A 26,431-nucleotide genomic window follows, 5' to 3' on the forward strand; every position below is an offset into this window, starting at 1 on the left:
AGAGTATAGGAGCACATTATGAAACGAGTATATGTCTGGACACTTCCTACGCGGCTGTTTCACTGGCTGTTTGTCTTACTGATTATAGCTAGCTTGATCAGTACCGAAGAAGATCGATGGTTAAATATCCATGCTGCGATCGGGAGTGCCGTGGGCGCATTGGTTCTCTTTCGGATTGTGTGGGGAATCATAGGGCCAAGATATTCCCGTTTCGGTGATTTTCATCTCTCTATTGATGCATTAAAAGAGTACCTTTTATCCCTTTTAAACCCATCTCGCCGCACTATTGGGCACAATCCGGCGGCTAGCTATGTGATGGTTGCGATGCTCTCTACGGTAGTTCTTGCCGTATCCAGCGGTATGCTTGCCTATGGCATAGCGGAAAACAGAGGTCTACTCGCATCGTTGCATACAGGTTTTTTTCAAGACATGGAGATATTTGAAGAGATTCACGAGTTTTTTGTCAATCTCTTATGGGTTTTGATTGCGGCACATGTGGGGGGAGTGTTGGTTGATCGACTCCTGCACAAAGAGGATCGCACCCTCAACTCTATCATCGACGGACATAAAAATATGGAGGGGGAGAGTGCCACTTTATCATGGTACCAAAAAGTCGTAGCCCTTATCGGTATCGGCGGTACTATTGCACTTCTCGTCTATGCTCTCACAACTCCAAACAACCCTCTTATCGCAGGGTACAATAAAAAGGTTGATTACGCAAAAGTCAATCCCGTTTTCGTTAATGAATGCGGTTCATGCCATACCCTCTATCCCCCTTCCCTTCTGCCCAGGGAGTCGTGGGTGAAATTGATGGGGGATTTATCGAATCATTTTGGTGACGATGCTTCGCTAGATTCGGCCGATCAGCAATCAATACGTGAGTATCTCTTAGCACATTCGGCAGAAACTTCCACGCAGGAGATGTCGTTCAAAATGATGCAATCACTTGAAAAACGCGATATGATAGCAATTACCCAAACACCGTTTTGGAAAAAAAGACATAAGCATATATCGGAAGAGATTTTTAAAAGCGATAAGGTTAAAAGCCGCGCAAACTGCAAAGTGTGTCACTCCGATGTAGAGGAGGGACGTATTGAAGACAGTGCCATTAAAATCCTACCGATCGGAGGGAACGGATGAAATCCTATATTTTTTTAATACTAGCGATGATGTTAGCTCTCACCCATGCCTACGCCGATGATGACAATCACCGTTTTCCGATGGATCTGCATGATTTGAAGTTGTCCCCGCAGCAACACAAAGCGGTAGAATCGGCTATGAAAGAGTACCAACACGACTACCGCCGCTTTCACCGCCAAAATGAGCAAATAGAAAAAGAATCGAATCTCTTGCTTCTGGATCCAATATTCGATGAAAAAACATTTCGCACTAAAAACATGGAGATGGCACGTGGCTCAATAGAGATTCGAATACGATTGTTTTCCCGCCTCCATACGATTTTGACTCCTGAGCAGAAACGGCGTTTTATTCGACATATTGAGGAGTGGGACATTGAGTAAAAAAGTCCTTTTAATAGAAGATGACATCTCATTACAAGAGTTAATTATCTCTTTTTTGGATTCGTACGGATTTGAAACCCTCGGGTATGCCGATCCGAAAAAGGCTCTTGAAGCTTTGTTGGATCGCCGCGAGCCTTTTGACATCGTCGTTCTTGATCTGATGCTGCCGGGAATGGATGGATTTGATGTCGCCAAAAAGATTAAAAGCCAGCTCGATATACCTATCATAATCTCCTCTGCCCGTACCGATATTGGAAATAAAATCTACGGCTACGATTTGGGTGCCGATGATTATCTTGACAAACCGTATGAGCCCCGAGAACTAGTCCTCCGCTTAGAAGCTATACTCCGCCGATATGGACGTAAAAATGAACTTGTCGTCTCCGATTTCGCGATCAATGAAGCCAATCATTCGATACTTATGGAGGGGTATCCGATCGATTTAACACGGATTGAATTCGATATCTTTTTACTCTTGATCAAAAATCGGGGTAAAAATCTCTCCCGTGATCAGATCATCGGCTCTTTAGGACTCGGCGATGAAACCAAACACCGTACCATCGATATGCATATCAGCAATATCCGCCAAAAAATAGGGGATGATGCAAAAGAGCCCCGTTACATCAAATCGGTGTGGGGAATCGGCTACAAATTTACAGGATAATCTATGTCTATCTTTACGAAAATTACCCTTTTATTCAGTATCAGCTTCCTCCTTATGGTGGGAATCGGCTATCAAATAGACACGATCAATACCCAAAAATATGAATCGATTATTCTCCAAAAATACAAAACAGATGCTCGTAAAATATTTACGTGGATGGCAACATCCTCGACCGACCAACTTGATAATCAGCTTAAAACATTAAATCTACTAAAAACACCCCCCTCTTCCCCCAAACGGATCATTCTGCGCCAACCTCATACGTTCGGTATTCTTGAGGTATATGAATCGTTCAATGAAGAATACATCCTCCATGTCCGATATTTTGACGAAGATCTTTATTTATGTGATACAACATTAGAGGAGACACAAAAAGAGGGATGGGTGCTTAACGCTTTGGTTCTTGCCGATATGGTGGTATTGGCGATTATTTTTATCATTATTCTTAGGATGCTCTCCCCTCTTAATTCTATCGCGACAAGTATGCGCCGATTTGCGCGGGGAGAGTATGAAAGCCGTAGCACTATAAACACTCACGATGAGATAGGAGAAGTGGCACATACCTATAATGAAATGGCCCAAACGATCGAGAATCTGATCATTTCGCGCCAAGAGTTACTCCGTGATGTCGGACATGAACTGCGTACCCCCATTGCCAGAGGATTGTTTGCGCTTGAGGAGATCGACGATTCCAAAGGGCGAGATATCTTAAAACACTCTTTTAAAGAACTCGATCAATTGACTCGGGAACTTCTCGAGATCGAAAAACTACAGGCAACTGACATCATAAAATCTGAGAGCTTCAGTAGTGAAACACTCATTTTGGAAGCCCTCTCTAAGCTTTGCCTTAGCGACGAATCCTCTATCCACGTGACTATCAAAGAAAATTTTATCCTTAAAGGGGATCTGCAGTATCTTTCACTGGCATTGAAAAATCTGCTCGACAATGCCCTCAAATACACCGATCAGCTTCCCATAACGTTGGAAGTCGCCTCGAATCGTATCAGCGTTTTTAATCACGGAGGCCCGCTGGAGAGAGAGTTCGGCTATTTTCTGACCCCTTTTACCCGTCAAGAGAGTTCACGCACGACTCAAGGGTTCGGTTTGGGGCTTAATATCGTCAGTAAAATTGTGAGTAAACACGGTTTTTCACTTATCTACGATTACAAAAATGGATATCACTGTTTCTCAATCATTACCGATTCTGATGAATTATCTTAAATCATGTGAGCAAAGTTGGTTTTAGAACCTCGTCGCTATAATCTCTTGTCTATTAAAAAGAGGTTTTATGATTTCACTTACCCATATTGAAGCGGCACTGGCTGCCGTTGATGCCGAAGTCAAAGCTCTGCTTTACAATAACTCCCTCTCACTGAGTGAAAAAGATGAAAAGATGCTGCCGTTGTTGAGAGAGAGCAAGGTACTGAAACAAGCGCATGAGGATTTATGTTATTTACGAGACAATCCACCCAGCAGTCCAAGCGGCTGCAAGGCGGGAAGTTATAGAAAAGAAGACGAATAGAGCGCCTTCCCCTTAGTGGGTAAGCTCAACTTCGATACGACGGTTTTCAGCACGTCCTGATTTCGTTTTATTCGAGGCAACCGGCTGTGATTCACCTTTGCCTGCACTACTTAAACGAGAAGCATCAACACCGTTTTCTACAAGCATTGATTTTACTTTTTCCGCACGTTTTTCGGAGAGTTTTTGATTGTATACGTCTGATGCTGTGCTATCGGTATGTCCGATAATATTTGCACTGTACGCCGGACTCGCTTTTAAGAAATCAGCGAATGCCGCAACTTTTGCAGTCCCTTGCGCATCTACTTTATTGGAATTTGTACCAAAATTCAAATGCAATGTCGCTTTAAGAGGACACCCGTCCACATCCACTTTAAATCCTGCAGGCGTGCCTGGACATTTATCGCTATCATCCATTACACCGTCTTTGTCGCTGTCGATCGGTGCAGCAGCTTTTGCAGGTTGTACCACAGGGGCAGGGACAACTACCGGCTTCGGCTCAGGTTTCGGTTCAGGTGCAAGCGCTGTAGCGACAACCGGAGCGGCAACGGCAGCAACTACCGGAGCCGCCTTTTCGTCAAAACTAAATGTCAATCCTGCAAGTGCGGCAACATTATGAACTTCACCGTTGCTTCCGTCAACTCCGTTATTGTTCATTTTATACAGATAAAGTGCCTCAAGTTTGAGCGCAATTTGTTTGGTAATGTCCGCTTTTAATCCAAGACCCGCATCTAAAAGCATCCCATCATAATCGCTTGGATGTGTGTTCGTGTACCACTCGTACCCCAAACCTGCTTTCGCAAACGGAGTAATCATGCTATCGGTCGGCATTTCATAAACACCGTTGAGCATTGTTGTCAAAACTCCGGTTTTGCCTGCTTCACCTGTAACTTTGTCACGTCCGTATAGAACGGAAAGCTCTGGTTTAATAGTTTCACAGGCATTATTCATTTGTAGCTCCACGCCGTACACAGCGTGATTATCCACACCACCCATAGCGCTTGGGTTAGTTTCATCGGATGTGCTGTTCCAGAGATAGCCGACTACCGGCGTCACTTCATAATTATAATCGCTTGCGCCAAGCAGTGTTGCGGCAAGTAAGCTGGAAAATACTAATTTTTTCATGGTATAGTCTCCTTAAGACAGTAGTATAAAATAATTATAACAAAAACACATTCTGAATATCGCTAAAAAATATTTAATTGTTTTTCTTAATGGTTTCAAATTCAGTTTGCATCGTCGTGAGCATCGCAAAAACCTCTTGGTTAAGTTGCGCTTCAGCGGCATCTATCCGTTCAAGATGTGAACGCTTAAGACCTTCAAGTTTTTGAAGTGTCGTTTGAAAAAGCTGTTCGTCATCCGTCAGAAGAACAATCTCATCTTTAGGAGCCCATTTACGTTTTACCGTATCATTGTGGCGAAATTCAAAAATAATATTCTGAGAATTCTCAGAACTAATATATCGTGGTACGGTGTACGCAAGATAATGTTTTTTTGGATCGCCATGGTGTCGTTGGATTACATAGTACATCGGATAAGTATAACATAAATTGAATTTTATCGCTCTTTGTGATAAAGTATTGGAAGATTAAAAGGGAGTGTATATGGAACATCTGTATGAGTTAGCCATTATAGGAGCAGGTCCTGCAGGGATAGCGACAGCGATCGAAAGCTATGCGGTAGGAATGCGGGATATTATCTTGCTCGAAAAAGATGAAAACCATAACGCAACTATTCGAAAGTTTTATAAAGATAACAAACGGGTCGATAAAGATTGGAAAGGGCAAAAAGTAGAACTGGACGGCACTATCTATTTTATGGACGGAACCAAAGAGTCTACCCTCGATTTTTTCGATCAACTCCTCGATCATGAATCTTTAGAGCTTCGAACCCATACGGAAGTGCAAAAGATAGTAAAAACATCCGAAGGATTTGAGGTGTTTATTGCCGGAGGATCTATTCGGGCTAAATATGTCGTCGTCACCATCGGGCGTATGGGTAAACCGAATAAGCCCGATTACAAAATCCCCCCCTCTATCAAAAATCAAATCCATTTTACCCTTGATGGATGCGGAACCAATGAAAAGATCATGGTCGTCGGAGGTGGAGACTCTGCCATCGAATACGCTGTAGAGTTGTGTGATAAAAATGAGGTATCCATCTGTTATCGTCGAGGGACATTCCGTCGAGCCAATCCTACCAATCAGGCCGATATCGATAAAGCTGTTTCCAATGGATGTGTTAGAGCACTACTGAATACTGAAATTACAGAGCTTGATAGTGAATCCGGAAAAGTAAAAGTCCACTTTGGGGACGACTCATCCGAACTTTTTGATCGGATTGTCTATGCTATCGGAGGAACAACACCAAGCGGATTTTTATCGGGGAGCGGCATCCGTGAAGAAGACGGCAAACCGGTACATGATGAAAATTATCAAACCAATGTTGAGGGATTGTTTGTAGCAGGTGATATCACTCAAGAATCGGGCGGTTCGATTGCATTAGGGCTAAATCACGGTTTTGCGATTGCCCACTATATAAAATCTTTATAAATTAATCTTTCAGGATAGGTTCGCTTTGATGGCTTAATTCTCCATCAGGGCTAAAAACGGTGAGCTGTATTGTCGCATGAAGGTATTCAGAGGTGACGAGAGGATCAAAATCTTCATCCTGAAATGCGGCTGCTTTAGCATTATAGATGATATCTTCCAAAAGAGAACGCTCTACTGTTTGCGTCTTAGACATCCCTCGAATTTTAGTACCGAGATAAAGGGTAATTTGTGTCGCCATCGGCTCACGTAAAATCGGGTATTGTTCAAGTAGTTCACGTCGCTCTATAGAATTTTGTCCTTGTAAAACTTCTTCGATAGAGGTTCGTGCGATGGTTAATAATACGGATTGAGACATATCTATTAACCCCTTTTAACTATTTTTATGCTGTTATTATAGCTTACTTATCCTCAGGTGTTATCGCAATTTCGAATCCGAGGTCTTTAAGCATCATCAAATCGCTGTGAGCTTCTCGTCCAGCTGTCGTGAGATAATTTCCGATCACAATACTATTAGCGCCTGCTTTGAAAATTTCATGCTGACGCTCTTTAAAGGTGATCTCCCTCCCTCCGGCAATCATAATCCGATCCGCATTCTCCAAAATTTCCCGTGCAAGGGTAATCAAACCCAATGATTCATCGACGCTAAGCGGATTAGGATTAAGCGGCAATGCAGAATTATGATGATAAAAATTAAGGGGGACCGAAATTGGATTCAATTCTTTTAGAGAATAAAGCATACTAAGGCGATCGTCCTGTGTTTCACCCATTCCGAAAATCCCGCCACTGATTAGTTTTAAACCTGAGCGGTTAACGTTTTCACACGTCTCATACCGCTCATCCCATGGATGTGTCGTGCACACCTGAGGATAAAAATCGCGACTCGTTTCGAGATTGTGGTTGTAGGCACTTATCCCTGCCTGCTTAAGCTCGTTTAATTGCTCCAACGTTGCCGTACCGTTACAGGCGATCAGACGTAAACGGGGAACTTCGCGCTTCAGAGTAGAGGCAACATTACAGACAAAATCGAGCGTCTTATCATCCAACCCTTTTTGTGCGGTTACAAGACAAAATCCTAATGCCCCTAATGCCTCAAGTCGGTGTGCCTCTTCTAAAATTTCCGCAATCGGTTTTTGTTTATAACGCTCAATATCGGCTTTGTATTTGACGCTTTGGCTACAAAATTTGCAATCTTCGTTACAAGTTCCACTGTTAATATTACAAATTGAGCAGAGAAAAATCTTTTGAGCCATATTATGCCCTTTCAAATGAATAATGGCGCTCTTCAAAATGTTCACTCCCGACTTCGCGGAAATAATGGGTAACATTGAAGGCATTATCGGTAATCTCTAACATGGCGCAACCAGAGAACGGTTCATCACGTGCGCATGTCTCTCCCGGATTCAAAAAGAGCGTTCTATTTTTAAAATCGCATTCAAACACGTGCGTATGTCCGAAGACAATCACTTCGACATCACCGTTCATATAAAAAGGTAAATGCATCAGTTTGAAGCTCGCTCCGCCGAGTTTAAAATAATGGGGTTCCTGGACGAGATTATACCGGTCATGGTACTCAATCAATCCTGCATCGTTATTCCCATACACGGCAACATAACGCAATCCGCTACTTTTAAGCTGTTCTAGAATTTCGGGTTTGACAATATCCCCCGCATGAATTAAAAATTCAGCCCCTTCTTGAACCAAATGATCAATTACTTTTTGCGAACGCCCTTTTTTAGAATGGGTATCGGATAACAATCCGATTTTCATTCACCGGTTTCCTCTCGCGGAGTACGGTCTTTGCATTTGACACACTCGTATACCTCTTTGTTGCGGTAGGTTCGCGGTGCCAAAGCCCCACCGCACCCTTCGACTTCACATTTTTTATCGGATGGTTCAAATTTGGAGATGAATTTACATTTCGGATAGTGTTCACATCCCCAAAAAGCCCCTCTTCGTGATTGACGCCATAGCAGTTTACCGCCGCATTCAGGACACGGCACTTCGGAAAATTTACTCTCTTGGTTAAGTGTTTTCGTATTTTTACATTTCGGATAGCCGCTGCACGCCAAAAATTTCCCGTTACGACCGTTTTTTACCACCATCGCGCTACCGCATTTGTCACATACCTCTTCACTCACTTCATCGGGAGTTGCGGGATTTTCTTTTTGGTTTTCTTCGGTTTGCTCGGTGTATTTACACTTCGGAAAACCGCTACATGCTATAAACTCTCCGAAGCGTCCGGAGCGAAGTAATAGTTCACTGCCGCACTGCGGGCAGTTTCGTCCGAGAGGTTTTGCCATTTTAAGACTGACGATATTGCTTTTACCGGCGTCGATTTTTTCGATAAACGGGTAGTAAAAATCAAGTAAGATTTTATGCCATGATTTTCCGCTCTCACTGATCTCATCAAGCGTCTCTTCCATCGTTGCGGTAAAAGAGGCATCAACGATTTCATTAAAATGCGTTTCCAGCATTTCCGTTACCGTAAAAGCGATCTCAGTGGGGACTATGGCACGTTTCTCGATTTCGATGTAATTGCGCGCTTGAAGGGTACTGATCGTCGGTGCATACGTTGATGGGCGACCGATCCCTTCGGATTCGAGTTTTTTGATCAAACTCGCTTCAGAGTAACGTGATGGCGGCTCGGTGAAGTGTTGTTCCGTCGATATGCTTTGGATATCGATTGCATCACCCGTTGTAAGAGAGGGGAGCAACTTGTCTTTGTCGTCGCTTCCCGTTACACGGTAAAAGCCGTCAAACAAGAGTTTACGTCCGGTGGCACGGAACTCCGCTTTTTCCGATTCAAATGTGATACTTTGCTGCTCGAAGCGGGCATCGTTCATCTGACACGCTAAAAAGCGATTATAGATCAAACGGTAGAGTTTAATCTCATCGGGCTTGAGAAACGTTGCCGCTATTTCAGGGGTAAAGTCGAGCATCGTCGGACGAATCGCTTCATGCGCCTCTTGTGCCCCTTTGGATTTTTTCGTATAAACTTTTACCTCTTTAGGGAGGTACTCTTTGCCGTAACGACTCAAAATCACTTCACGCGCAGCTTCAACCGCTTCGGCTGCGAGGTTCAGTGAGTCGGTACGCATATAGGTGATAACCCCGCTTGTCCCCTCAGGAGTTTTAACCCCTTCGTATAATGATTGGGCGACCATCATCGTCTTTTTAGGAGAAAATCCAAGCTGTGAGCTGGCCGTTTGCTGGAGTGTCGAGGTCATAAACGGCGGAGGGGTAGAGCTTTTACGCTCTTTCGTCTCAATCTCACCGACTTTAAACGCCTCTTTTTTCAGAGTCTCTACGATCCGAGCAGCTTCAGCACCCGTTTTGACGGTGAGTTTATCAATTTTCTCATTTTCAAAATTGACGAGAGTTGCTTCAATATCTTTTTTGAAAAGGGTATCGATTGTCCAATACTCTTCGGGAACAAAGGCACGGATTTCACGTTCACGATCTATAACGATTTTAAGTGTTGAGGACTGTACCCGTCCTGCGGATAGCCCTTTTTGAATTTTACTGGCAAGAAGCGGAGAGAGCTTATACCCCACGATACGATCCAGCAATCGACGTGCCTGCTGTGCATTAACACGGTCCATATCGATGCTACGAGGAGTTTCCAACGCATGAATGATCGCATTTTTCGTAATCTCATGAAACACAATACGGGGAAGTGACTCGGGATCTTTGTCAATCGCATGGGCAATGTGCCATCCGATCGCTTCTCCCTCACGGTCTTCGTCGGTCGCGATATAGATAGTATCGCTTTTCTTCGCCAACTCTTGGATCTGTTTGACGGTAGCGGTACTGTCTTCACTGATACGATACTCAGCAACGATTTTTTCGTTATCGATTTTAATACCGAAACGGTTTTTAGGAAGATCTCGGATATGCCCTTTTGAAGCAATTACCTCGTAATCTTTGGAGAGAAAGTTTTTGATCGTCTTGGCTTTGGCCGGAGACTCGACAATGATGAGTTTCAAAAAATGAATCCTATATATATGGATGAGTTTCGAAAGTGTAACAAAAAAATGTCAAAATAAAGCCATATCTTATAAGTAAGAAACTAACCTCTCCACGCTCTCTCTCGCCAAGTGTCCACATGAACGAAGCTGGAATAGATTCCGATCCCCGATCCACCGCACATTCGAAGGAGTCGTGCCAGATAATCGCTGGGAATTCCCTCGATTTTAATATCGGCCGCTTTGCCGTACAAATGCATTGAGTTGAAGGCTGCCCCTTCGATCGAATTATTGGTATGTTCGGTTCGATAGCCTGAGGTCAATATAATGGGACGATTGATGTGATTACTCGATAACCACTGTTGCGCTTTTGATAAAACCATAAATAGGTTTGGATCCATTTGAACGGCTACACCAGCACGTACATCGGCAAAAATGCGGCACAAATCGCTATAACCTTCTTCTTCTATCTTACCGTTTCGAACAAAAGGAATTTTATAACTGGTGCCGTTTCGAATCACATTCAAAACTTCATCTTTCTCTTTCACGTTTGCATATAGAGGTGCCGATAGGCTCAGAGCAAGTGCACTTTTGATAAACACTCTCCGCGAAGGATCAAAAAGGGAAGGTTCACTCGTTTGTCTATTCATAATGTGAAATATTCTTTTTCTATTATTTACGTTCTTATCAAGAATAAGCAATTAATAGTCCATCTTATTCCTATAGCATCAAGGTCTTATAAAAAAACGAAATTTAAAATTGGCACACTTCTTGCTTTTTATCCTCAAATAATCTCAATGAAAGTGGTGGCATGAACTATTTTTGGTCATTTCTTTTCCTTACACTCTCGCTAAATGCGGCTTATAACCCGTTTTTTCGTGAACCTGTAAAACCGAAGAAAGCTCCCGTAGTAACGTCAGAACGTCCTATGCCTCTGCCGCCATTATTAGCTCCACCTTCATTGCCGGCCGTTAAACCGACTTTTGATCTATCTCAACTCGTCTATAACTGTTTTTTAGAAACAGATAAGGGGAAATTCATACTCCTTAAAATAGGAGAAAATACCGTTGTTCTAAAAGAGGGCGATCCTTTTTATGCGAATAACACTAAATATTTCATACGAAACATCACCAGCAACTATATTACCGTTGATGATGCCGGACGAACCCAAACCATCTATTTCACGACAGGAGGTCAATAATGCGTTCTCTTATACTTGCTGTCGTCCTTTTAGGATTGAGCGGATGTAGTGTCGCCAGTAAAAAAGAGACCCTGACTCCGGAAATGCAGCTTAAAGAACTGGACAATCCGATCACACAGATTCAGCGTACAGAACCGGCAATGCAAGTCGTTGAAGTGAATGCTGATAATTTTCATATTGAAACACAAACCATCCCCGATAAAGAGATCATCAAGCGGGCGAAAATTATGGGTGCGGAGCTCAGTGATGTCATCGCATTGCTGACCGAAGCGACCAACGAAAACATTGTCTTCCAACTTCAGGCTGAATCTGTCAATTCGAACAAATATAATACAACTTCATCCTCCTCTAGCGGAAACGCTGCCAATGCATACACAGGCAAAAATGATTATTTGCTTTCTGAAACAAATATCAACCTCTCGGCCTCCAATATCCCTTTTGGAAAAATGCTTCAAAAAACAGTAGGAGATAAACTCAGCATTCTCTATGATGACGATACCTTTTATCTAGGAAATTTGCGGACAGTGACCCTCAAAATCCCTTCGGTTAGCGGTCTTCCTGAAATCCTAAAAGCAAGTATCTCTTCTATGGGTGCAAGCAATGTAACGACAGATGCTATTACCTCTTCCGTCAGCTTTTCAGCACGCGAAAAAGAGTACGGGGATATTATGAAGTATCTTGAGATACTCCGAAACAATCTCTATGTCATTGAATATGAAATATCCATTTACGATGTCGAGCTCAAAGACAACTATGCCCTCGGTATTGACTGGAGCCTCGTTCCTACCCTCGCTCAAAACGGTATCGGCTTCGTCGCTTCTGCTGCAGCAGGACTGGGATCAGCCGGTGCATCAGCCGCTCCTCTCACCTTTGGGATGATCTTGAAAAATGATAACTACAACGGAAAAGCCCTCGTCAATGCCTTGGAGAATTTCGGAAAAGTTGAAAGCGTTCAACGACCAAAACTTTTAGGACTTGCAGGAACCAATGTCAAACTCACCGACGGCATCGAAGCCCCCTACATCAGCGGAATTCAAAACACCTCCGTTGGCGGCAGCGGGGCATCTCAGGTTTCTACTACCAGTGCAACCGCCCTCAGCGGTTTAGAGATCAATCTTAAATCCAATATGCTCGATGGTACGGTTATCACCGATATCGGTCTGAAAATAAATGATATCGTCGGTTATACCTCATTTGAAATCGATGGAAACAAATTTTCTCAACCGCAAACCGTCACGAAAGCTATCAACAATACGATGCGCGTTCAGCCGGGTGTTCCGATCGTTATCTCAGGCCTTTTCCGCAATAAAAGCGATAAAGGGTGGAGTGGGCTTCCGGGACTCGGTGATAGCGCAGCAGGAGTTGTAGGGGGAGCGCGCCATGTCTCCAGTACGAAAAGTGAAATGGTAATCGTTGTTACCCCTCGCGTAATTAAGTATGTGATGAGATAACCATGGCAATTTTTACGGCAGGATCTCTTGATTTTAGTAGTGATATTAGCAATATCCGCGCACAGATATACCGCTACGCACGTAGCGATCTTGATTCTACCGCGGTTAAAGTCTCTTTGAGAAAACATAGCAATGGGATTAACTATATTGCATTTCTCCCTAAAGAGAAACTCGTTTATGAAAACGTCCTCTCTTTGGCTTCCAAGAATCAAGGGAACAGTGTGATCATTTTTGAACTTGATTATAAAAATGTGGGTGTGGTTGTTGAAGATGACAAAATCATTGACTATATTCTTGATAAACCTGAAGAATTTGCAACGGAGCGCAGTTATGGAACCCTTTATGCTGATAACACTAAAGGGGACAAACTCGTCTCTCTCAATCTTGATAAGGAGCGACAAGATACATGGGTTGGAAGCTTTTTGTTAGCGTGTACCATCGTTATTACCTCAGGAATTCTGTATGCGGGGTATGGATATTTAAATGCTACGGAAATCAATCTTACAAACAGGGATGTACTGGTTAAAGAATACAAAGAACTGGTGACTAAAAATTGCCAAACCTCATTTGCAATGACCAAAAAAGTGGATATTGTCCATGAATTGGAGAAAGTAGAGCAAATGACTAAAGAAACGGAGTCCACCCTTCAGCAGATAAGCTATCAAAATGATAGCTTATGTGCTGAGGTGGTGACACCAAACCTCAACGCTTTTGTCAGGTTGTTACCACCGGAAGCGAAAATTATAAAGGAAGACGTTGCTCTAGGCATCGTGCAATATTGTAATGAAAAAATATAGTCTTGTTGGTCTTTTTATTGTTATTTTAATAACAATTTTAGTCTCAGCATACTTCTATTTTCTCGATATTGTATACGAAAATAAAACGGTAGCCGAAGAGGTGAAGACCTTTAGTGCTTTAAAAACTGCCGTTGAGCAACCAGTTGCTGTGTATGCGGAAGATGATGTTCTGCGTACTAAAAATGATCAATACAACGCTCTAATCCAAGAATTGGGTATGGAAGCGGAAGTAAAGATCGACCAAAAAAAATTAATTATCCAAGGAGGCATTCATGACACCTATTCATACTTACTATTGAAACGGCTCTTGGATGTTGTCAAGAATGATGACGTTGAATTAGTCAACAGCTGCATCGGACAAGGATGCACGGGGGATGAATTTGGATTTTCAATCACAATTCATCCGTATGTCTTAAAGATTCCATAATTAAAAAAACCGATCTTGCAGTAAAAAACTGTTGATCACAAAAAAAGGATACACAATGAAACAGTACACAGGAATGAGAAAAGGTATCTCTCTCGTAGAGATGATTGTTGCAGTTATTTTGTTTGCTACTTTATCAGCAATTGGTATTAAGTACTATAAAAACTTTTTTAACACCGAATTGACGGCTAAAAAAGCACGTGTTGCGGCATTGCTTGATCAAGGTGCACAAATGTCAAATGCGTATGATGCATACATCGTACAAGTAGGAACCATTGCAAATCTTGATGTCAACTTGACAGAACTTGATGATGCTAACGTATCAATCCTCTCTAGACTTCCTGTCGCAATCGCTGGAATGGCAACTGGACTTGCTGATGGCACCGGAGCTTGGGAATTGAATAAAAGTACCGGCATTAGCGGAACAAGCGGTATTGCACTCCAATACAAATTGGATATGAATGCAACAGGTCGATCAATTACATCGGATGATGAGCAATACTGCGCGATTATCAACCATGAGTTTAATGCAAGTGTTGAATTCAATGCTTCAAATGCTACAGTATTCCCTACAGTTGTAACAGATGCATACAATGCATATGGTCCAGTATTTTGCTGGGATAACGGTACACATTTGACTCTCTTTATCGTCAAACCATAAGTGTAAGGTCGGCACAAGCCGCCTCTTCACAATTTTCTACCCATCCCCCTTTATGGGGGATAAAACCACTCCCCCTTTTCCTCTCTTTTTTTTAACTTACACTTTTTTATTAAAGTTTTTTTATTCAGTACCGATATACTCAAAATCAATGATAAAAGGAGTTTGACATGACACAACCCTACAATGGAATGAGAAAGGGTATCTCTCTCGTTGAGATGATTATCGCCGTTATTTTATTTGCTACCTTGGCAGCGATCGGTATTAAGTACTATAAAAACTTTTTCAACACCGAATTGACGGCTAAAAAAGCACGTGTTGCGGCATTGCTCGATCAAGGTTCGCAAATGTCAAATGCGTATGATGCCTATATTGTACAAGTAGGGACAATTGCAAATCTTGATGTCAACTTGACAGAGCTTGACGATCACAACGTATCGATCCTTACTAGACTTCCGGTAGCAATCGATGGAATGGCAACGGGGCTTGCTGATGGTACCGGTGCATGGGAATTGAATAAAAGTACCGGTATTGTCGGAACAAGCGGTATTGCACTCCAATACAAATTGGACATGAATGCGACAGGTCGATCAGTTACATCGGATGATGAGCAATACTGCGCGATTATCAACCATGAGTTTAATGCAAGTGTTGAATTCAACGCTTCAAACGCTACACTCTTCCCTACAAATCCAACAACAGCATATACGAACCTTGGTCCGGTATTTTGCTGGAATAACGGTTCGCATTTGACTCTCTTTATCGTCAAACCGTAATTCTTTTCTACACATCCCCTCTTTTGCAGGGGATCACATATCATCCACTACGTCCTCAGTTTTTCTTCATTTTAAAACCTTCTTATTAAAGTTTTTTTCTTCCCTGCCGATATACCCGAATACTGTGTTATAAAAGGAGTTTTACATGACACAACCCTACAATGGAATGAGAAAGGGTATCTCTCTTGTCGAGATGACGATTGCCGTTATCTTATTCGCTCTCTTATCGACGGTTGCAATGCTCTATTACAAAAATCTTTTTAATATTGATTTAACATCAAAAAAAGCACGGATTGCTGCTTTGATGGATCAAGGTTATCAGCTCTCAGGAGCCTATGATGTATTTCAGGCTCAAATGGGTTATTCACCCTCTCTTACTGATTTAAGTGAATTTAATGCTACCAATGTATTGATTCTACGAAGACTTCCAAATGATATCCGTGAAATGACCTCCGTCGGATGGGAATTGAATACCACAACACCGGTAGGACGTCCTGCATTCTTATTTCCGATCGATCTTAACGGTACTACGTATAATTCGTTAGGGGATGATGATCTTTACTGTGCGATTTATAATCATGAAATCAATAAAACAGTAGAACTTAACACCTCCAACCATGCTGTGGACTATGGTGATATGGTTACAAACTATGCACGATACGGAGATAGTTTTTGCTTTTCCGAGAGTAATGGTACCACCGGTTACAAACATTGGATAGCGGTTGTAAAATAAAACGATGCAAAGAAGCGCTTTTACTCAAATTGAAATAGCCTTGAGTGTTTTCTTAGCGGGGCTTATGGGAGCATTGACATACTATTATATCAATCTCTCATCGCTCAATAAAAGTCAGTATAAAAGCGCGTTACAATCACATTTCAATTTAATTGAATCTATGGTTTTCCAGTGTAAAAGTTTATCCGAGCAGTTTCCTAAAGAGCTTGATAGCTCTACTAATGCGTCGAATACCCTTTTAACAGAGCTGGAGTGCAATACCTCAATTCCTTATTCTTTGAATGGAGGGAGAAATGGATTTATTCCCCTTCCCCCTACCGGTTTTACACCCTATAAAGCAACAGAATCAGGAAGTATATTTTTCATTGCAACGAGTGCAGACAATAATTCCACGCAAGACGATGCCCTTAAAAGTCTTATCCTTAACTACACCCCTCAACAAGCAAGTTTGGAGCACAATGCCACTTCGGCAATTTTCAAATTTTACCTATCACGCTGATTATCCCCTTTTTGTGTTATAATTAAACCAAAAAGTGCCAATGAATATTAAAAAGATATTAACGCCAAAGCAATTTGAAGTATGCCAAAAAGAGCAATACTATTATCAGCAAATCGGCATTAAAAAACATCTTCTCGATATTGCACTTTCTCATCACTTTGTCCAGAAAAAAGAGACTTCTAAAACCTACAATCTAGAACTCATGAAAGAGTATGAGATGGTCATCGCCGAAGAGAGCGATGATCTTCTCAAAATTCTCCGTAAAGAGCTTTTGGGCGAAAAACGCCTTGCTGAACTCAGTCAAAAAGTACATAAAAAAGTTGAACAAAAAAATATTCCCGTACGTGAATTTCAACAAAAATATACAGCTCTTCTTCGTGTTGACCCCGAAAGCATTGAACGCAAAATCAAACAATTTAATGCGATGGATTACGAAGAAAATGAAGTTATTGATATCTTTGAAATGCTCCTCGAATACGGCATTCAACGTTCTGCCAGTGATATTCATATCAATGCGTATGAGTCATTTTATTGGCTCCGATATCGAATCGACGGCAAAATCATAGCCCGCTACCTTCTAAACCATGAACTGGCCGGACGTTTTGCACTCATCATCAAAGAGCGTTGTAATATCGATATGATCAATGTTTTTGCCCCACAGGGGGGAAGCTTTTCACGCGAATACGAAAACCGTACGATCGATTTTCGTATTGAGATTGCTCCCTCACAATATGGCGAAAATGTTGTTTTACGTATTTTGGACAAAGCCAGTAATATCAAATCACTCAATACCCTTTTTCCTAAAAGCCATCCGATGTCGGAGCACGTTCACCATTTCGTCAACCAATCCAGCGGATTCTTCCTCGTCGTAGGACCGACCGGAAGCGGTAAAACAACGACGCTCAATGCTATTTTGAATCAACGCGACAGATTGCATGAAATTATTTATACGATTGAAGATCCGATCGAGTACAAAATCGACTTTGTAACCCAATACCAAATAAATGAATCCAGTGGTTTTACCTTTGCGGAGGGGATGAAATCAATCATGCGTCAAGACCCTGACGTCATCGTCATCGGGGAGATGCGTGATCGTGAATCGATCCTCACCGGACTTAAAGCGGCCCACAGCGGACACATGGTTTTCTCCACCCTCCATACCCCCAACAGTTTTATGGCGATGGAACGGATCCGAGATGAGGGGGGAGATTTATTTATCCTTGCCTATTCTCTCAGCGGTGTTGTCGCACAGCGCCTAGTCCCAAAACTTTGTACATGTAAACAACCGTGTAATGTTGAAGACGGAAAAGCATTTTTTACGACTGAGAGTTACGGTTTTGAGAAAAGTGGCTGTATCCGGTGTAATTTTACCGGGTACAGCGGACGGGCATTGCTCATGGATATGGTCTTTATACCCGGAGATATGAAGGTTCGTTATCAATTCTATCTTGCCCTCAAAAACAGTACGGTGTTTAAAGCATGGGAGCACTTTATTACCTTTAGCTATTTTCAATCTGCCGCCTATTTATTCGAAATGGGACTCTGCGATTACGAAACGCTCTCTCGTGAATTGTTGTCCTTAGGATACGTTCATGAAACCTGATATTCTCACTCTCTTAAAGACGCTTCAACTCTCATTGGAAAATGGCAAAAGTCTTACCAATGCCCTTAATTTATTGCAAAATACAACAAAAAACAAAGATGAGCGTATTGCTTACGGGAAAATCACACGCTCTATCCAAGAGGGCGCTTCGTTTTCAAAAGCGGTAGAAAAATATGTCTCTCCTTCTCCCGACATTATCCAATTTGTTGCCATGGCGGAAAAGGGGGGATCGTTTGTAAAAACCCTAAAATCTGTGGTGAGCTATCTTGAAATAAAAAATAAGTTTCACCAAGAGTCTAATGATAAAATTGCTCTTCCGATGATCTATTTTACGTTAACGGCTACGATTATTATTTTCGTCCGTTTCTTTGCGGTCCCCTTTCATATACAAGAAGCCAAAACGTATGACCCGAAAATTTTTGTCATTATTGCCGAGCATTTAGATATGGCTCTTGCTTTAAGCAATTTGCTCTTCGGGGGGCTACTTCTCTTTTCAGCCTATTTTTTTATTGTTATGATTGCCCTCTTTAACTACACGGGGATCGTGCAAGGAATTGCTAAACGATTTGCTTCACGGCTTCCTATGTCATCAAAAATCATTGAGTACTTCGAAAAATTTATCCTGTTGAGTTTACTCAGTGCCATGTTAAAAAATGGAGTCTCCTTGAAGACAGCTTTTAAAACAGCAGCAGCAGGCACGCTGGTTCCCAGTATTGCAAAACAATTTAACGGAATTCTTGCCCAAGTGAGTCGAGGTGAAAAAAACTTTTGGACTATCCCATTTTTCGAAGATATCGAACAGCATTTGCTAGCAGGCGCAGGAACCGTTACTCAACTGGGAGATATATTAGAACAATTTGCCGATCGTGCGAGACTTAATGCACTTGCTATGGCAGGGAAATTTTTTCGTATCATTACTATACTGGCTATCTTATTATTGGCATTTGCGGTATTTGTCGAATTTTTCACGATTGTCTTGACCCAAGTGTTGATTCAGCAAGAAATCGTTAATAGTGCGGGTCGGGCATAAGGGGGATCGGATGAGAAAAGGGTTTATGCTGATAGAAGTAATGGTTGCGATTATTATGGCCGGGCTTCTTGCTGCTGTCTTAGCTACGATCGGTTATTACACGGTTATCCAAGGCAATACCCTCAAGCAGCAAAATAGCAAAACAATACTGGAAGTTATCCGAAGCCGTTTGCTCAATTCGGCTTCAAACCCTGATAATGACTCCTATTTTGAGTTACTTAAAGAAGAAGCCGGTTCAACGGTTCCGGTTGTAGTGGGTCTTGGTAAAGATGCTTGGGGACGTAATATTTACTATTCTACCTACGATTTCGGTGCCCATAATTCTAATGCAACCTATGCCGATAACAATACAACCTCTATCTCTCCCAATGCCAATATACTTGGGCGTCTGATCAGCCGAGGAGAAGACGGTATTTTACAAACCAATGCAACCCATTCAAGTGCTCAAAGCGATGATATTATGGTCGAAATTGGAATTGGTGAAACGAATCACTTAAAACTCTATAACGGTTCAGAAGTCACCACTCAAACTCGTGGCTACAACAGTGCCATTGTATCCGCAACAGAGCCCGCATCGCCGATTCATGGAACACTCTGGTACAGCGAGAACAATTCCACTTTGTATATGTATAATACCACCGATGGCAACTGGACTCAAATTTCCCCCTAATCGTTAAAGTTTTTTGTTTATCCTCCGATATAGTCTGTAACAGCAAGGACGCTGAACTAACTTAAGAGCAAAACGCTCTTGCGATAAAAGGATTTATCATGGGTTTCAGAATTAACACTAACATTGCGGCAATGAACGCACACACAAATTCAACGGTTAATAATCGTAGTTTGGATGATTCTCTCTCTAAATTGAGTTCGGGTCTACGTATTAATAAAGCGGCGGATGATGCATCGGGGATGGTTATTGCCGATTCTCTACGAACACAAGCAAACTCACTAGGACAAGCTATTTCCAATGCAAATGACGGAATCGGAATTATCCAGGTTGCCGACAAAGCAATGGATGAGCAATTAAAAATTCTCGATACCATTAAAACCAAAGCGATTCAAGCAGGGTCTGATTCACAAAGTACTTCATCACGTACAGCGATTCAAAAAGACGTTAACCGTCTCTTGGAACAATTGGACAATATCGCAAAAACAACGGCGTTCAACGGAACACAGCTTTTGAGCGGAAACTTCTCGAATAAAGAGTTCCAAGTCGGTGCATACAGCAATCAAACCATTAAAGCTTCTATCGCTAATACTCAAAGTTTGGCTATCGGAAATACCTCTACGAAAGTGGACCAAGTTCAAGTAGGAAATTTTGCAACCAGCACTTTAGCGCATCCTCTTGATAAAAATGCAACGGTATTGACATTTACCGGAGCCGATGGTATCAATGCACAAGGTTTGGCGGCAGGTGATACAATCCGTATCGACGGTGTCGGCGATTTTACAATCCAACACATCAGCGGAACAATGACTACTGCGGGAACCATGTCAGGTATCGCGATCACACTCGATCGTGCACTCGGTAAAACAGTGAGCGTCGGTTCTTCTTTTGGTGTGTCATTAGTAAAAACAACCGCTGAAAACCTCAGTACGTTTTCTCCTGCAGCAGTCACGGGCGGTGTTACTATGACTACCAATAGCAGTAACATTAACGGGTTTGCGATCGGCGATAAAATGAACGTTACCATCAGTGACGGTTCATCTTTAGTCTATACTCTTGTCAGTGTCGCCGGAGCATCAACAGGGACAACTTCAGGTGTTCTTATCTGGTCTGCCGCTGCTGCAGGTACAGCCGGAGTTATTTCTCTTGCAACCGTCTCGGTAAATGACCGTGCGAGCATGGGTACCGATTTTACATCAGCTGATTACGCTCAATATACCATCGAAGGTGTTAAACTTGACGGTGTACAAATGACCGATTCAAGCGGTAACGGTGTAGCGCAAAGTGGTCTTGGCCGTATTGCCGATCTTATCAATGCTGCTTCCGGTCAAACCGGTGTTAAAGCGGTTGCGAATACTGAAATCAACAGTAATATCGCCGTACAAGGGGGAACATTACTCTCCAATATCACCATCAACGGAACAACAATCCTCAGTTCTGGAGCGTCGATCCTAAGTAGTGATACGGATAATACCTTGGTTACGGCTATCAACGATAAAACGTCATTGACCGGTGTTACCGCCAGTTTGGAAAGTGACGGTACGTTAACTCTTTCTTCTGATGGACGTGCGGTTAACTTGAGCGGTATGAGTGCTGCAGCAGGACTTAACGACGGTGTTTATGCCGGACGTTTGGAATTGGTCAAACAAGGCGGCGGTGATATCACGGTTAGTTCGTCTCACTTCAGCAATTCAGGGTTAACTGCCTCACTTACAACAGCGAAGGCTTTAACAGATACAACAAGTTCAAGCGTACTCAGCGATTTGATCTACGGTCAAGTAGATGATAACAATGACGGCTTGGTAAACACCAGTGACAAAGTAGGTCTTTTGTTAACTCGTGAGGGTGCAACAAAAGCTATGGATATCACAGAATCTGCGATTGCCCGTTTGGATGCGATCCGTGCAGACCTCGGGTCGGTACAAAACCAACTCGTTGTTACGGTGAATAACATCGCGGTAACACAAGTTAACGTTAGAGCGGCAGAATCACAAATCCGTGATGTCGACTTTGCAGCTGAGAGTGCAAACTTCTCTAAATTCAATATCCTTGCGCAATCTGGCTCATACGCTATGAGTCAAGCAAACGCTGTTCAACAAAACGTCCTAAGACTACTTCAGTAGTCTGACTGAGCTATCGTAAGATAGCGAGGACAATTTCTCGTGACAGCAGTCTTTTGACTGCGTCATCTCTCTAATCCCCTCTCTTCACAACCTAAAAAACATTACTTTCTTTATCGATTCTTCTTTTTCTCTATTTATTATTGTTATATCCAAATATTGGAACTCTTTTTGCTTTAATTCTGACTAGATAAGCGCATGGACGCAAAACCACATCAAGGATTTATCATGGGTTTCAGAATTAACACTAACATTGCGGCAATGAACGCACATACAAATTCAACGGTTAACAATCGTAGTTTGGATGATTCTCTCTCTAAATTGAGTTCGGGGCTACGTATTAATAAAGCGGCGGATGATGCATCTGGGATGTCTATTGCGGATTCCTTGCGTATGCAGTCAAACTCATTAGGACAAGCAATTGCCAATGCAAATGATGCGGTCGGAATTATCCAAGTTGCCGATAAAGCAATGGATGAGCAATTAAAAATTCTCGATACCATTAAAACCAAAGCAATTCAAGCAGCATCGGATTCACAAAGTGCTTCATCACGTACTGCGATTCAAAAAGACGTTAACCGTCTCTTGGAACAATTGGACAATATTGCAAAAACAACGGCGTTCAACGGAACACAGCTTTTGAGCGGAAACTTCTCGAATAAAGAGTTCCAAGTCGGGGCTTACAGCAATCAAACGATTAAAACGTCTATTTCCAATACCCAAAGTTTGGCTATCGGAAATACGACCAGTAAGGTCGACCAAGTTCAAGTAGGAAATTTTGCAACCAGCACATTGCTCCATCCTCTTGATAAAAATACAACGGTATTGACATTTACCGGAGCCGATGGTATCAATGCACAAGGTTTGGCGGCAGGTGATACAATCCGTATCGACGGTGTCGGCGATTTTACAATCCAACACATCAGCGGAACGATGACTACAGCTGGAACCATGTCAGGGATCGCAATTACACTCGATCGTGCACTCGGTAAAACATTGAGCGTCGGTTCTTCTTTCGGTGTCGGTTTGGTTAAAACCACATCTGAAAATCTGAGCTCTTTCTCAGCTACAGCGGTTACCGGCGGTGTTACCATGACACTAAATACTACCAATACAACAGGTTTTGCGATCGGCGATAAAATGAGCGTTACCATCAGTGACGGCTCATCCATGACCTATACACTTGTCAGTGTTGCCGGAGCATCAACAGGGACAACTTCAGGGGTTCTTATCTGGTCTGCCGCTGCTGCAGGTACAGCCGGAGTTATTTCAAATGCAACCGTATCGATGAATACCCGTGCCAGTATGGGAACGACCTTCGCATCGTCGGATTATGCTCAATACACGGTTGAAGGCGTTAAACTTGACGGTGTACAAATGACCGATTCAAGTGGTAACGGTGTAGCGCAAACCGGTATTGGCCGTATTGCCGATCTTATCAATGCTGCTTCCGGTCAAACCGGTGTTAAAGCGGTTGCGAATACCGATATCAACAGTACTATCGCCGTACAAGGGGGAACATTACTCTCCAATATCACCATCAACGGAACAACCATCCTTAGTGCCGGGGCATCGATTGAGAGCGGAGACACCAATAATATTCTTGTTGGAGCCATCAATTCCCAATCTTCTATTACAGGGGTCAAAGCGAATCTTGAGAATGACGGTACGATCACTATTTCATCCGATGGACGCGCTATTAATGTGAGCGGTTTGAGTGCGGCGGCAGGAATTAATGACGGTGTTTATGCCGGACGTTTAGAATTGGTCAAACAAGGTGGCGGTGATATCACGGCCAGTTCAGCCCACTACAGCAATGCAGGATTGACAACTGCCATTACTACAGCAAAAACAATGGGTGAAGTGGGAAGTACTCGCGTTCTCAGCGATTTGATCTACGGTCAAGTTGATGATAATAACGACGGATTAATCAACAGTACGGACGAAGTAGGTCTATTGTTAACCCGTCAAGGAGCAGCAAAAGCGATGGATATCACCGAAGCTGCAATTGCCCGTTTGGATGCGATCCGTGCAGACCTCGGGTCGGTACAAAACCAACTCGTTGTTACGGTCAATAATATCTCGGTAACACAAGTAAACGTTAGAGCGGCAGAATCACAAATCCGTGATGTCGACTTTGCAGCAGAGAGTGCTAACTTCTCTAAATACAATATCCTTGCGCAATCGGGCTCATACGCTATGAGTCAGGCAAATGCCGTTCAACAAAACGTACTTAAACTTCTCCAATAAAAATCATACTGCCATCAACGGCAGTATGAATCATCACATCTACTACTCGTCGCTATAGCTATTTACCAAGTCATTTAATACGGGAAAATCATGGAAAATCAATATTATAAAAATCTTGCTATCTTAAAAGAGATCGATTCTCCTCTCTATCCGCGATTAGAAATAATCGGCGAAAACAAACGGTATCGTCTCGATCAAACGGTAGAGGGAAAATACAAAATTTTCGATACCCAATTAAATGTTTTTATTTATAGTAATGATGAAAACAGAGCCTCCCTCGAACATTTCAAACAATATCGTGAATATTTATACCTCTATTTATTCGGTATAGCCGATGGTGAACTCATCTCGCGATTGCTTGAAAACGCAAAGCATCAGCAAATTATTGTCATTGAACCAGAAATAGAACTTATCTATATCGCTTTGCATCTTATCGATGTTAGTGATGTCATGCAAAGTAAACGACTCGTTATTTTGCAGCCCGAAGATTTGACTTTTCAAAGAGGTATAGAGATCGTCATTAATGAAAATGTCCGTTTTTATGCAAAAGTATTTTATCTGCACAGTGTTGCTGAGTATTATCTTGAACATTATCTCGAATCTTACCGAGGAGTGTTAGAGATTTATCTAAAATCTTTCGAGCATGTTATTACCGCTTTTGGTAACAACATACAAGACGCGATGCTCGGTCTTCGTCATCACGTAAAAAACTTATCCCGAATGGTTGAACATCCAAGATACCGTGATTTTATCAAACACCAAAACAGCAAACTTGCCGTAGTCGTCTCCACAGGACCGAGTCTTGCTAAACAACTTCCGCTGTTAAAAGAGGCCGCACCGTATATCACTATCATCAGTGTTGATGCTTCGTTTCCGATTCTTGTTCGTAGCGGTATTAAGCCGGATATCGTTGTCTCCATGGAAAGAGATGAACCGACCGCTAAATTCTTCCAAGAAACAACCCAAGAAGAACAAGAGGGGATCATTTTTTTATGTGCTTCATTACAGCATCAGGCAGTTTTTGATGCTATTAAAGGGGGAACCACTCTACTCGCAATGCGACCGCTTGGGGTAAGTCTCTATTTTGAATTACAAGATTACGGATATGTCGGCGGAGGGATGAGTGCTGCAAATATGGCTCATGAAGTCGCCTTTCATATGGGATATGAGAAATGTGCCTTTATCGGACAAGACTTGGCGTACGGAAAAGACGGAACAAGTCATAGTAAAGGACATGTTTATGGGGAAGAACAAATTAAAGACGGTATAGATACTGCTGATAATAATGCCCATTATGAAACGATTCTCATCCCGGCATACGGGGGAGACGGAATGGTAGAGAGTATGATATTCTGGGAAGTGTTTTTACGGTTTATCGAACAGACGATAGAGCAATCGGATGGGATAATGGAAACCATTAATGCAACAGAGGGCGGTGCTCGAATTCACGGTTCAACCGAAATGCCGTTTGCGGAAGTATTAAAATTATATGCATTAGAAGCACCGAAAAAAGAGATCCACGTTGATAGGATATCGGCAAAAGAACACAAAAAGAATCTCAAGAAGATTAAAGAGAAACTCACTATTTTATTGACAGAAGGGGTAGAGCTTCAAAATAAAATCGACACAAGTTTTCTTCTGATAACCGAAGCATGTAAAGTATTTGAGAATATCGGTATGGATGAAGCGATTGAAGCTATGGATACCAATACGACCATCCAAATACTGGATGAAATTTCTTCTATTCGTGAAACTATCATGACGAATAGAGTCTATCGTGATTTCTTTGCCAGCCTTGCACAATCAATGCTCTATCAGCAAGAACTCGATTTAGCTGAAATCAAAGTGCGTTATGTTGATAATCCTCGTGACAATCAAATCAAAGCAATCCAATGGATCTTAGCGCACCGCTATTGGTTATTTACCCTCAGTGGAATTATTCATAATTCACTGGAAATTATTGAAACTGAATCTCCTAAAGAGATCCTCGGAAAATAATAAC

General features: G+C 42.3%; 27 protein-coding genes. 20 read left to right on the forward strand and 7 right to left on the reverse strand.

The genetic code is table 11. The features are described from left to right. Positions 1–18: 18 nt before the first annotated feature. The 5 genes from Q8O20_RS02500 (at position 19) to Q8O20_RS02520 (ending at position 3,706) form a co-directional block, all read left to right on the forward strand. Positions 19–1,140 (forward strand): cytochrome b/b6 domain-containing protein, encoded by a 1,122-nt coding sequence (locus Q8O20_RS02500; protein WP_305529844.1) that lies wholly within the window; start codon positions 19–21, stop codon positions 1,138–1,140. Continuing rightward, positions 1,137–1,520 (forward strand): Spy/CpxP family protein refolding chaperone, encoded by a 384-nt coding sequence (locus Q8O20_RS02505; RefSeq protein ID WP_305529845.1) that lies wholly within the window; start codon positions 1,137–1,139, stop codon positions 1,518–1,520. Before Q8O20_RS02500 ends, Q8O20_RS02505 begins: the two co-directional genes overlap by 4 nt. After that, entirely contained in the window at positions 1,513–2,184 is a 672-nt protein-coding gene (locus Q8O20_RS02510; RefSeq protein ID WP_305529846.1) for a response regulator transcription factor, read from the forward strand. Before Q8O20_RS02505 ends, Q8O20_RS02510 begins: the two co-directional genes overlap by 8 nt. Positions 2,185–2,187: 3 nt before the next feature. After that, a complete protein-coding gene (locus Q8O20_RS02515; RefSeq protein ID WP_305529847.1) occupies positions 2,188–3,405 on the forward strand; it encodes an ArsS family sensor histidine kinase in 1,218 nt (405 codons plus the stop codon). A 67-nt stretch (positions 3,406–3,472) separates the two neighbouring features. Beyond that, on the forward strand, positions 3,473–3,706 hold the full coding sequence (locus Q8O20_RS02520; protein WP_304741404.1) for a hypothetical protein: 234 nt from the start codon (positions 3,473–3,475) through the stop codon (positions 3,704–3,706). 12 nt (positions 3,707–3,718) lie between these two features. Here the strand turns inward: Q8O20_RS02520 and Q8O20_RS02525 are convergent, their stop codons facing one another. Then, on the reverse strand, positions 3,719–4,828 hold the full coding sequence (locus Q8O20_RS02525) for an OmpA family protein (RefSeq protein WP_305529848.1): 1,110 nt from the start codon (positions 4,826–4,828) through the stop codon (positions 3,719–3,721). Positions 4,829–4,901: 73 nt separating this feature from the next. Continuing rightward, positions 4,902–5,234: a hypothetical protein gene (locus tag Q8O20_RS02530; protein WP_304741400.1), complete on the reverse strand. Its 333-nt coding sequence runs from the start codon at positions 5,232–5,234 to the stop codon at positions 4,902–4,904. Positions 5,235–5,307: 73 nt separating this feature from the next. Between Q8O20_RS02530 and Q8O20_RS02535 the strand changes: the two genes are divergently transcribed. After that, entirely contained in the window at positions 5,308–6,255 is a 948-nt protein-coding gene (locus Q8O20_RS02535; RefSeq protein ID WP_305529849.1) for an NAD(P)-binding domain-containing protein, read from the forward strand. A 1-nt stretch (position 6,256) separates the two neighbouring features. On the opposite strand, the gene Q8O20_RS02540 is transcribed toward Q8O20_RS02535, so the two are convergent. The 5 genes from Q8O20_RS02540 to Q8O20_RS02560 form a co-directional block, all read right to left on the reverse strand. Then, entirely contained in the window at positions 6,257–6,610 is a 354-nt protein-coding gene (locus Q8O20_RS02540) for an AMMECR1 domain-containing protein (RefSeq protein WP_305529850.1), read from the reverse strand. A 43-nt stretch (positions 6,611–6,653) separates the two neighbouring features. Further along, on the reverse strand, positions 6,654–7,505 hold the full coding sequence (locus Q8O20_RS02545; protein WP_305529851.1) for a biotin synthase: 852 nt from the start codon (positions 7,503–7,505) through the stop codon (positions 6,654–6,656). Position 7,506: 1 nt separating this feature from the next. Next, on the reverse strand, positions 7,507–8,022 hold the full coding sequence (locus Q8O20_RS02550; protein WP_305529852.1) for a metallophosphoesterase: 516 nt from the start codon (positions 8,020–8,022) through the stop codon (positions 7,507–7,509). Further along, entirely contained in the window at positions 8,019–10,241 is a 2,223-nt protein-coding gene (gene topA / locus Q8O20_RS02555; RefSeq protein WP_305529853.1) for a type I DNA topoisomerase, read from the reverse strand. The genes Q8O20_RS02550 and topA overlap by 4 nt, the downstream gene beginning before the upstream one ends. A gap of 83 nt (positions 10,242–10,324) precedes the next feature. Next, positions 10,325–10,870, reverse strand: a complete 546-nt coding sequence (locus tag Q8O20_RS02560; RefSeq protein WP_304741388.1) for a D-Ala-D-Ala carboxypeptidase family metallohydrolase — start codon at positions 10,868–10,870, stop codon at positions 10,325–10,327. Positions 10,871–11,031: 161 nt separating this feature from the next. Here Q8O20_RS02560 and Q8O20_RS02565 point away from each other — a divergent pair, with 161 nt between their 5' ends. From Q8O20_RS02565 to Q8O20_RS02630, 14 genes are all read left to right on the forward strand, one after another. Beyond that, positions 11,032–11,421, forward strand: coding sequence for a hypothetical protein (locus Q8O20_RS02565; RefSeq protein ID WP_304741386.1), 390 nt, complete (start codon positions 11,032–11,034; stop codon positions 11,419–11,421). Further along, positions 11,421–12,872, forward strand: coding sequence for a type II secretion system protein GspD (locus Q8O20_RS02570; RefSeq protein ID WP_304741384.1), 1,452 nt, complete (start codon positions 11,421–11,423; stop codon positions 12,870–12,872). The genes Q8O20_RS02565 and Q8O20_RS02570 overlap by 1 nt, the downstream gene beginning before the upstream one ends. Before the next feature lie 2 nt (positions 12,873–12,874). Beyond that, on the forward strand, positions 12,875–13,669 hold the full coding sequence (locus Q8O20_RS02575) for a hypothetical protein (protein ID WP_305529854.1): 795 nt from the start codon (positions 12,875–12,877) through the stop codon (positions 13,667–13,669). Beyond that, positions 13,656–14,096: a hypothetical protein gene (locus Q8O20_RS02580; RefSeq protein WP_304741380.1), complete on the forward strand. Its 441-nt coding sequence runs from the start codon at positions 13,656–13,658 to the stop codon at positions 14,094–14,096. The genes Q8O20_RS02575 and Q8O20_RS02580 overlap by 14 nt, the downstream gene beginning before the upstream one ends. Before the next feature lie 55 nt (positions 14,097–14,151). Continuing rightward, the gene (locus Q8O20_RS02585) at positions 14,152–14,754 is read left to right on the forward strand and encodes a Tfp pilus assembly protein FimT/FimU (RefSeq protein ID WP_304741378.1); all 603 of its coding nucleotides are present in this window, start codon (positions 14,152–14,154) and stop codon (positions 14,752–14,754) included. Positions 14,755–14,921: 167 nt separating this feature from the next. Further along, a complete protein-coding gene (locus tag Q8O20_RS02590; RefSeq protein WP_305529855.1) occupies positions 14,922–15,527 on the forward strand; it encodes a type IV pilin protein in 606 nt (201 codons plus the stop codon). A gap of 145 nt (positions 15,528–15,672) precedes the next feature. Beyond that, positions 15,673–16,260: a prepilin-type cleavage/methylation domain-containing protein gene (locus tag Q8O20_RS02595; RefSeq protein WP_305529856.1), complete on the forward strand. Its 588-nt coding sequence runs from the start codon at positions 15,673–15,675 to the stop codon at positions 16,258–16,260. A 4-nt stretch (positions 16,261–16,264) separates the two neighbouring features. Continuing rightward, complete coding sequence (locus tag Q8O20_RS02600; RefSeq protein ID WP_305529857.1) at positions 16,265–16,759, forward strand: hypothetical protein; 495 nt, start codon at positions 16,265–16,267, stop codon at positions 16,757–16,759. Positions 16,760–16,799: 40 nt separating this feature from the next. Next, positions 16,800–18,362 (forward strand): GspE/PulE family protein, encoded by a 1,563-nt coding sequence (locus Q8O20_RS02605; RefSeq protein ID WP_304741370.1) that lies wholly within the window; start codon positions 16,800–16,802, stop codon positions 18,360–18,362. Continuing rightward, complete coding sequence (locus Q8O20_RS02610; RefSeq protein ID WP_304741368.1) at positions 18,352–19,392, forward strand: type II secretion system F family protein; 1,041 nt, start codon at positions 18,352–18,354, stop codon at positions 19,390–19,392. The genes Q8O20_RS02605 and Q8O20_RS02610 overlap by 11 nt, the downstream gene beginning before the upstream one ends. 10 nt (positions 19,393–19,402) lie before the next feature. Beyond that, on the forward strand, positions 19,403–20,062 hold the full coding sequence (locus Q8O20_RS02615; protein ID WP_304741366.1) for a hypothetical protein: 660 nt from the start codon (positions 19,403–19,405) through the stop codon (positions 20,060–20,062). Positions 20,063–20,160: 98 nt separating this feature from the next. Further along, positions 20,161–22,182 carry a flagellin gene (locus tag Q8O20_RS02620; protein WP_305529858.1) on the forward strand — a complete coding sequence of 674 codons (2,022 nt, stop codon included), beginning with the start codon at positions 20,161–20,163 and terminating at the stop codon, positions 22,180–22,182. A gap of 225 nt (positions 22,183–22,407) precedes the next feature. Beyond that, the gene (locus Q8O20_RS02625; protein ID WP_305529859.1) at positions 22,408–24,429 is read left to right on the forward strand and encodes a flagellin; all 2,022 of its coding nucleotides are present in this window, start codon (positions 22,408–22,410) and stop codon (positions 24,427–24,429) included. Positions 24,430–24,519: 90 nt separating this feature from the next. Next, positions 24,520–26,427 carry a 6-hydroxymethylpterin diphosphokinase MptE-like protein gene (locus Q8O20_RS02630; RefSeq protein WP_305529860.1) on the forward strand — a complete coding sequence of 636 codons (1,908 nt, stop codon included), beginning with the start codon at positions 24,520–24,522 and terminating at the stop codon, positions 26,425–26,427. Positions 26,428–26,431: the final 4 nt, after the last annotated feature.

Origin of the sequence: Sulfuricurvum sp. (assembly GCF_030691015.1) — a bacterium.
Lineage (GTDB): Bacteria > Campylobacterota > Campylobacteria > Campylobacterales > Sulfurimonadaceae > Sulfuricurvum.

What these genes read in the sequence shown, in the direction of transcription:
- Q8O20_RS02540 (WP_305529850.1), bottom strand. Translation starts at nt 6,610, where the DNA reads ATGTCTCAATCCGTATTATTAACCATCGCACGAACCTCTATCGAAGAA.
- Q8O20_RS02525 (WP_305529848.1), bottom strand. Translation starts at nt 4,828, where the DNA reads ATGAAAAAATTAGTATTTTCCAGCTTACTTGCCGCAACACTGCTTGGC.
- Q8O20_RS02500 (WP_305529844.1), top strand. Translation starts at nt 19, where the DNA reads ATGAAACGAGTATATGTCTGGACACTTCCTACGCGGCTGTTTCACTGG.
- Q8O20_RS02575 (WP_305529854.1), top strand. Translation starts at nt 12,875, where the DNA reads ATGGCAATTTTTACGGCAGGATCTCTTGATTTTAGTAGTGATATTAGC.
- Q8O20_RS02560 (WP_304741388.1), bottom strand. Translation starts at nt 10,870, where the DNA reads ATGAATAGACAAACGAGTGAACCTTCCCTTTTTGATCCTTCGCGGAGA.
- Q8O20_RS02545 (WP_305529851.1), bottom strand. Translation starts at nt 7,505, where the DNA reads ATGGCTCAAAAGATTTTTCTCTGCTCAATTTGTAATATTAACAGTGGA.
- Q8O20_RS02515 (WP_305529847.1), top strand. Translation starts at nt 2,188, where the DNA reads ATGTCTATCTTTACGAAAATTACCCTTTTATTCAGTATCAGCTTCCTC.
- Q8O20_RS02600 (WP_305529857.1), top strand. Translation starts at nt 16,265, where the DNA reads ATGCAAAGAAGCGCTTTTACTCAAATTGAAATAGCCTTGAGTGTTTTC.
- Q8O20_RS02530 (WP_304741400.1), bottom strand. Translation starts at nt 5,234, where the DNA reads ATGTACTATGTAATCCAACGACACCATGGCGATCCAAAAAAACATTAT.
- Q8O20_RS02580 (WP_304741380.1), top strand. Translation starts at nt 13,656, where the DNA reads ATGAAAAAATATAGTCTTGTTGGTCTTTTTATTGTTATTTTAATAACA.
- Q8O20_RS02630 (WP_305529860.1), top strand. Translation starts at nt 24,520, where the DNA reads ATGGAAAATCAATATTATAAAAATCTTGCTATCTTAAAAGAGATCGAT.
- Q8O20_RS02615 (WP_304741366.1), top strand. Translation starts at nt 19,403, where the DNA reads ATGAGAAAAGGGTTTATGCTGATAGAAGTAATGGTTGCGATTATTATG.
- Q8O20_RS02605 (WP_304741370.1), top strand. Translation starts at nt 16,800, where the DNA reads ATGAATATTAAAAAGATATTAACGCCAAAGCAATTTGAAGTATGCCAA.
- Q8O20_RS02610 (WP_304741368.1), top strand. Translation starts at nt 18,352, where the DNA reads ATGAAACCTGATATTCTCACTCTCTTAAAGACGCTTCAACTCTCATTG.
- Q8O20_RS02505 (WP_305529845.1), top strand. Translation starts at nt 1,137, where the DNA reads ATGAAATCCTATATTTTTTTAATACTAGCGATGATGTTAGCTCTCACC.
- Q8O20_RS02590 (WP_305529855.1), top strand. Translation starts at nt 14,922, where the DNA reads ATGACACAACCCTACAATGGAATGAGAAAGGGTATCTCTCTCGTTGAG.
- Q8O20_RS02520 (WP_304741404.1), top strand. Translation starts at nt 3,473, where the DNA reads ATGATTTCACTTACCCATATTGAAGCGGCACTGGCTGCCGTTGATGCC.
- Q8O20_RS02550 (WP_305529852.1), bottom strand. Translation starts at nt 8,022, where the DNA reads ATGAAAATCGGATTGTTATCCGATACCCATTCTAAAAAAGGGCGTTCG.
- Q8O20_RS02625 (WP_305529859.1), top strand. Translation starts at nt 22,408, where the DNA reads ATGGGTTTCAGAATTAACACTAACATTGCGGCAATGAACGCACATACA.
- Q8O20_RS02620 (WP_305529858.1), top strand. Translation starts at nt 20,161, where the DNA reads ATGGGTTTCAGAATTAACACTAACATTGCGGCAATGAACGCACACACA.
- Q8O20_RS02535 (WP_305529849.1), top strand. Translation starts at nt 5,308, where the DNA reads ATGGAACATCTGTATGAGTTAGCCATTATAGGAGCAGGTCCTGCAGGG.
- Q8O20_RS02570 (WP_304741384.1), top strand. Translation starts at nt 11,421, where the DNA reads ATGCGTTCTCTTATACTTGCTGTCGTCCTTTTAGGATTGAGCGGATGT.
- Q8O20_RS02565 (WP_304741386.1), top strand. Translation starts at nt 11,032, where the DNA reads ATGAACTATTTTTGGTCATTTCTTTTCCTTACACTCTCGCTAAATGCG.
- Q8O20_RS02595 (WP_305529856.1), top strand. Translation starts at nt 15,673, where the DNA reads ATGACACAACCCTACAATGGAATGAGAAAGGGTATCTCTCTTGTCGAG.
- Q8O20_RS02585 (WP_304741378.1), top strand. Translation starts at nt 14,152, where the DNA reads ATGAAACAGTACACAGGAATGAGAAAAGGTATCTCTCTCGTAGAGATG.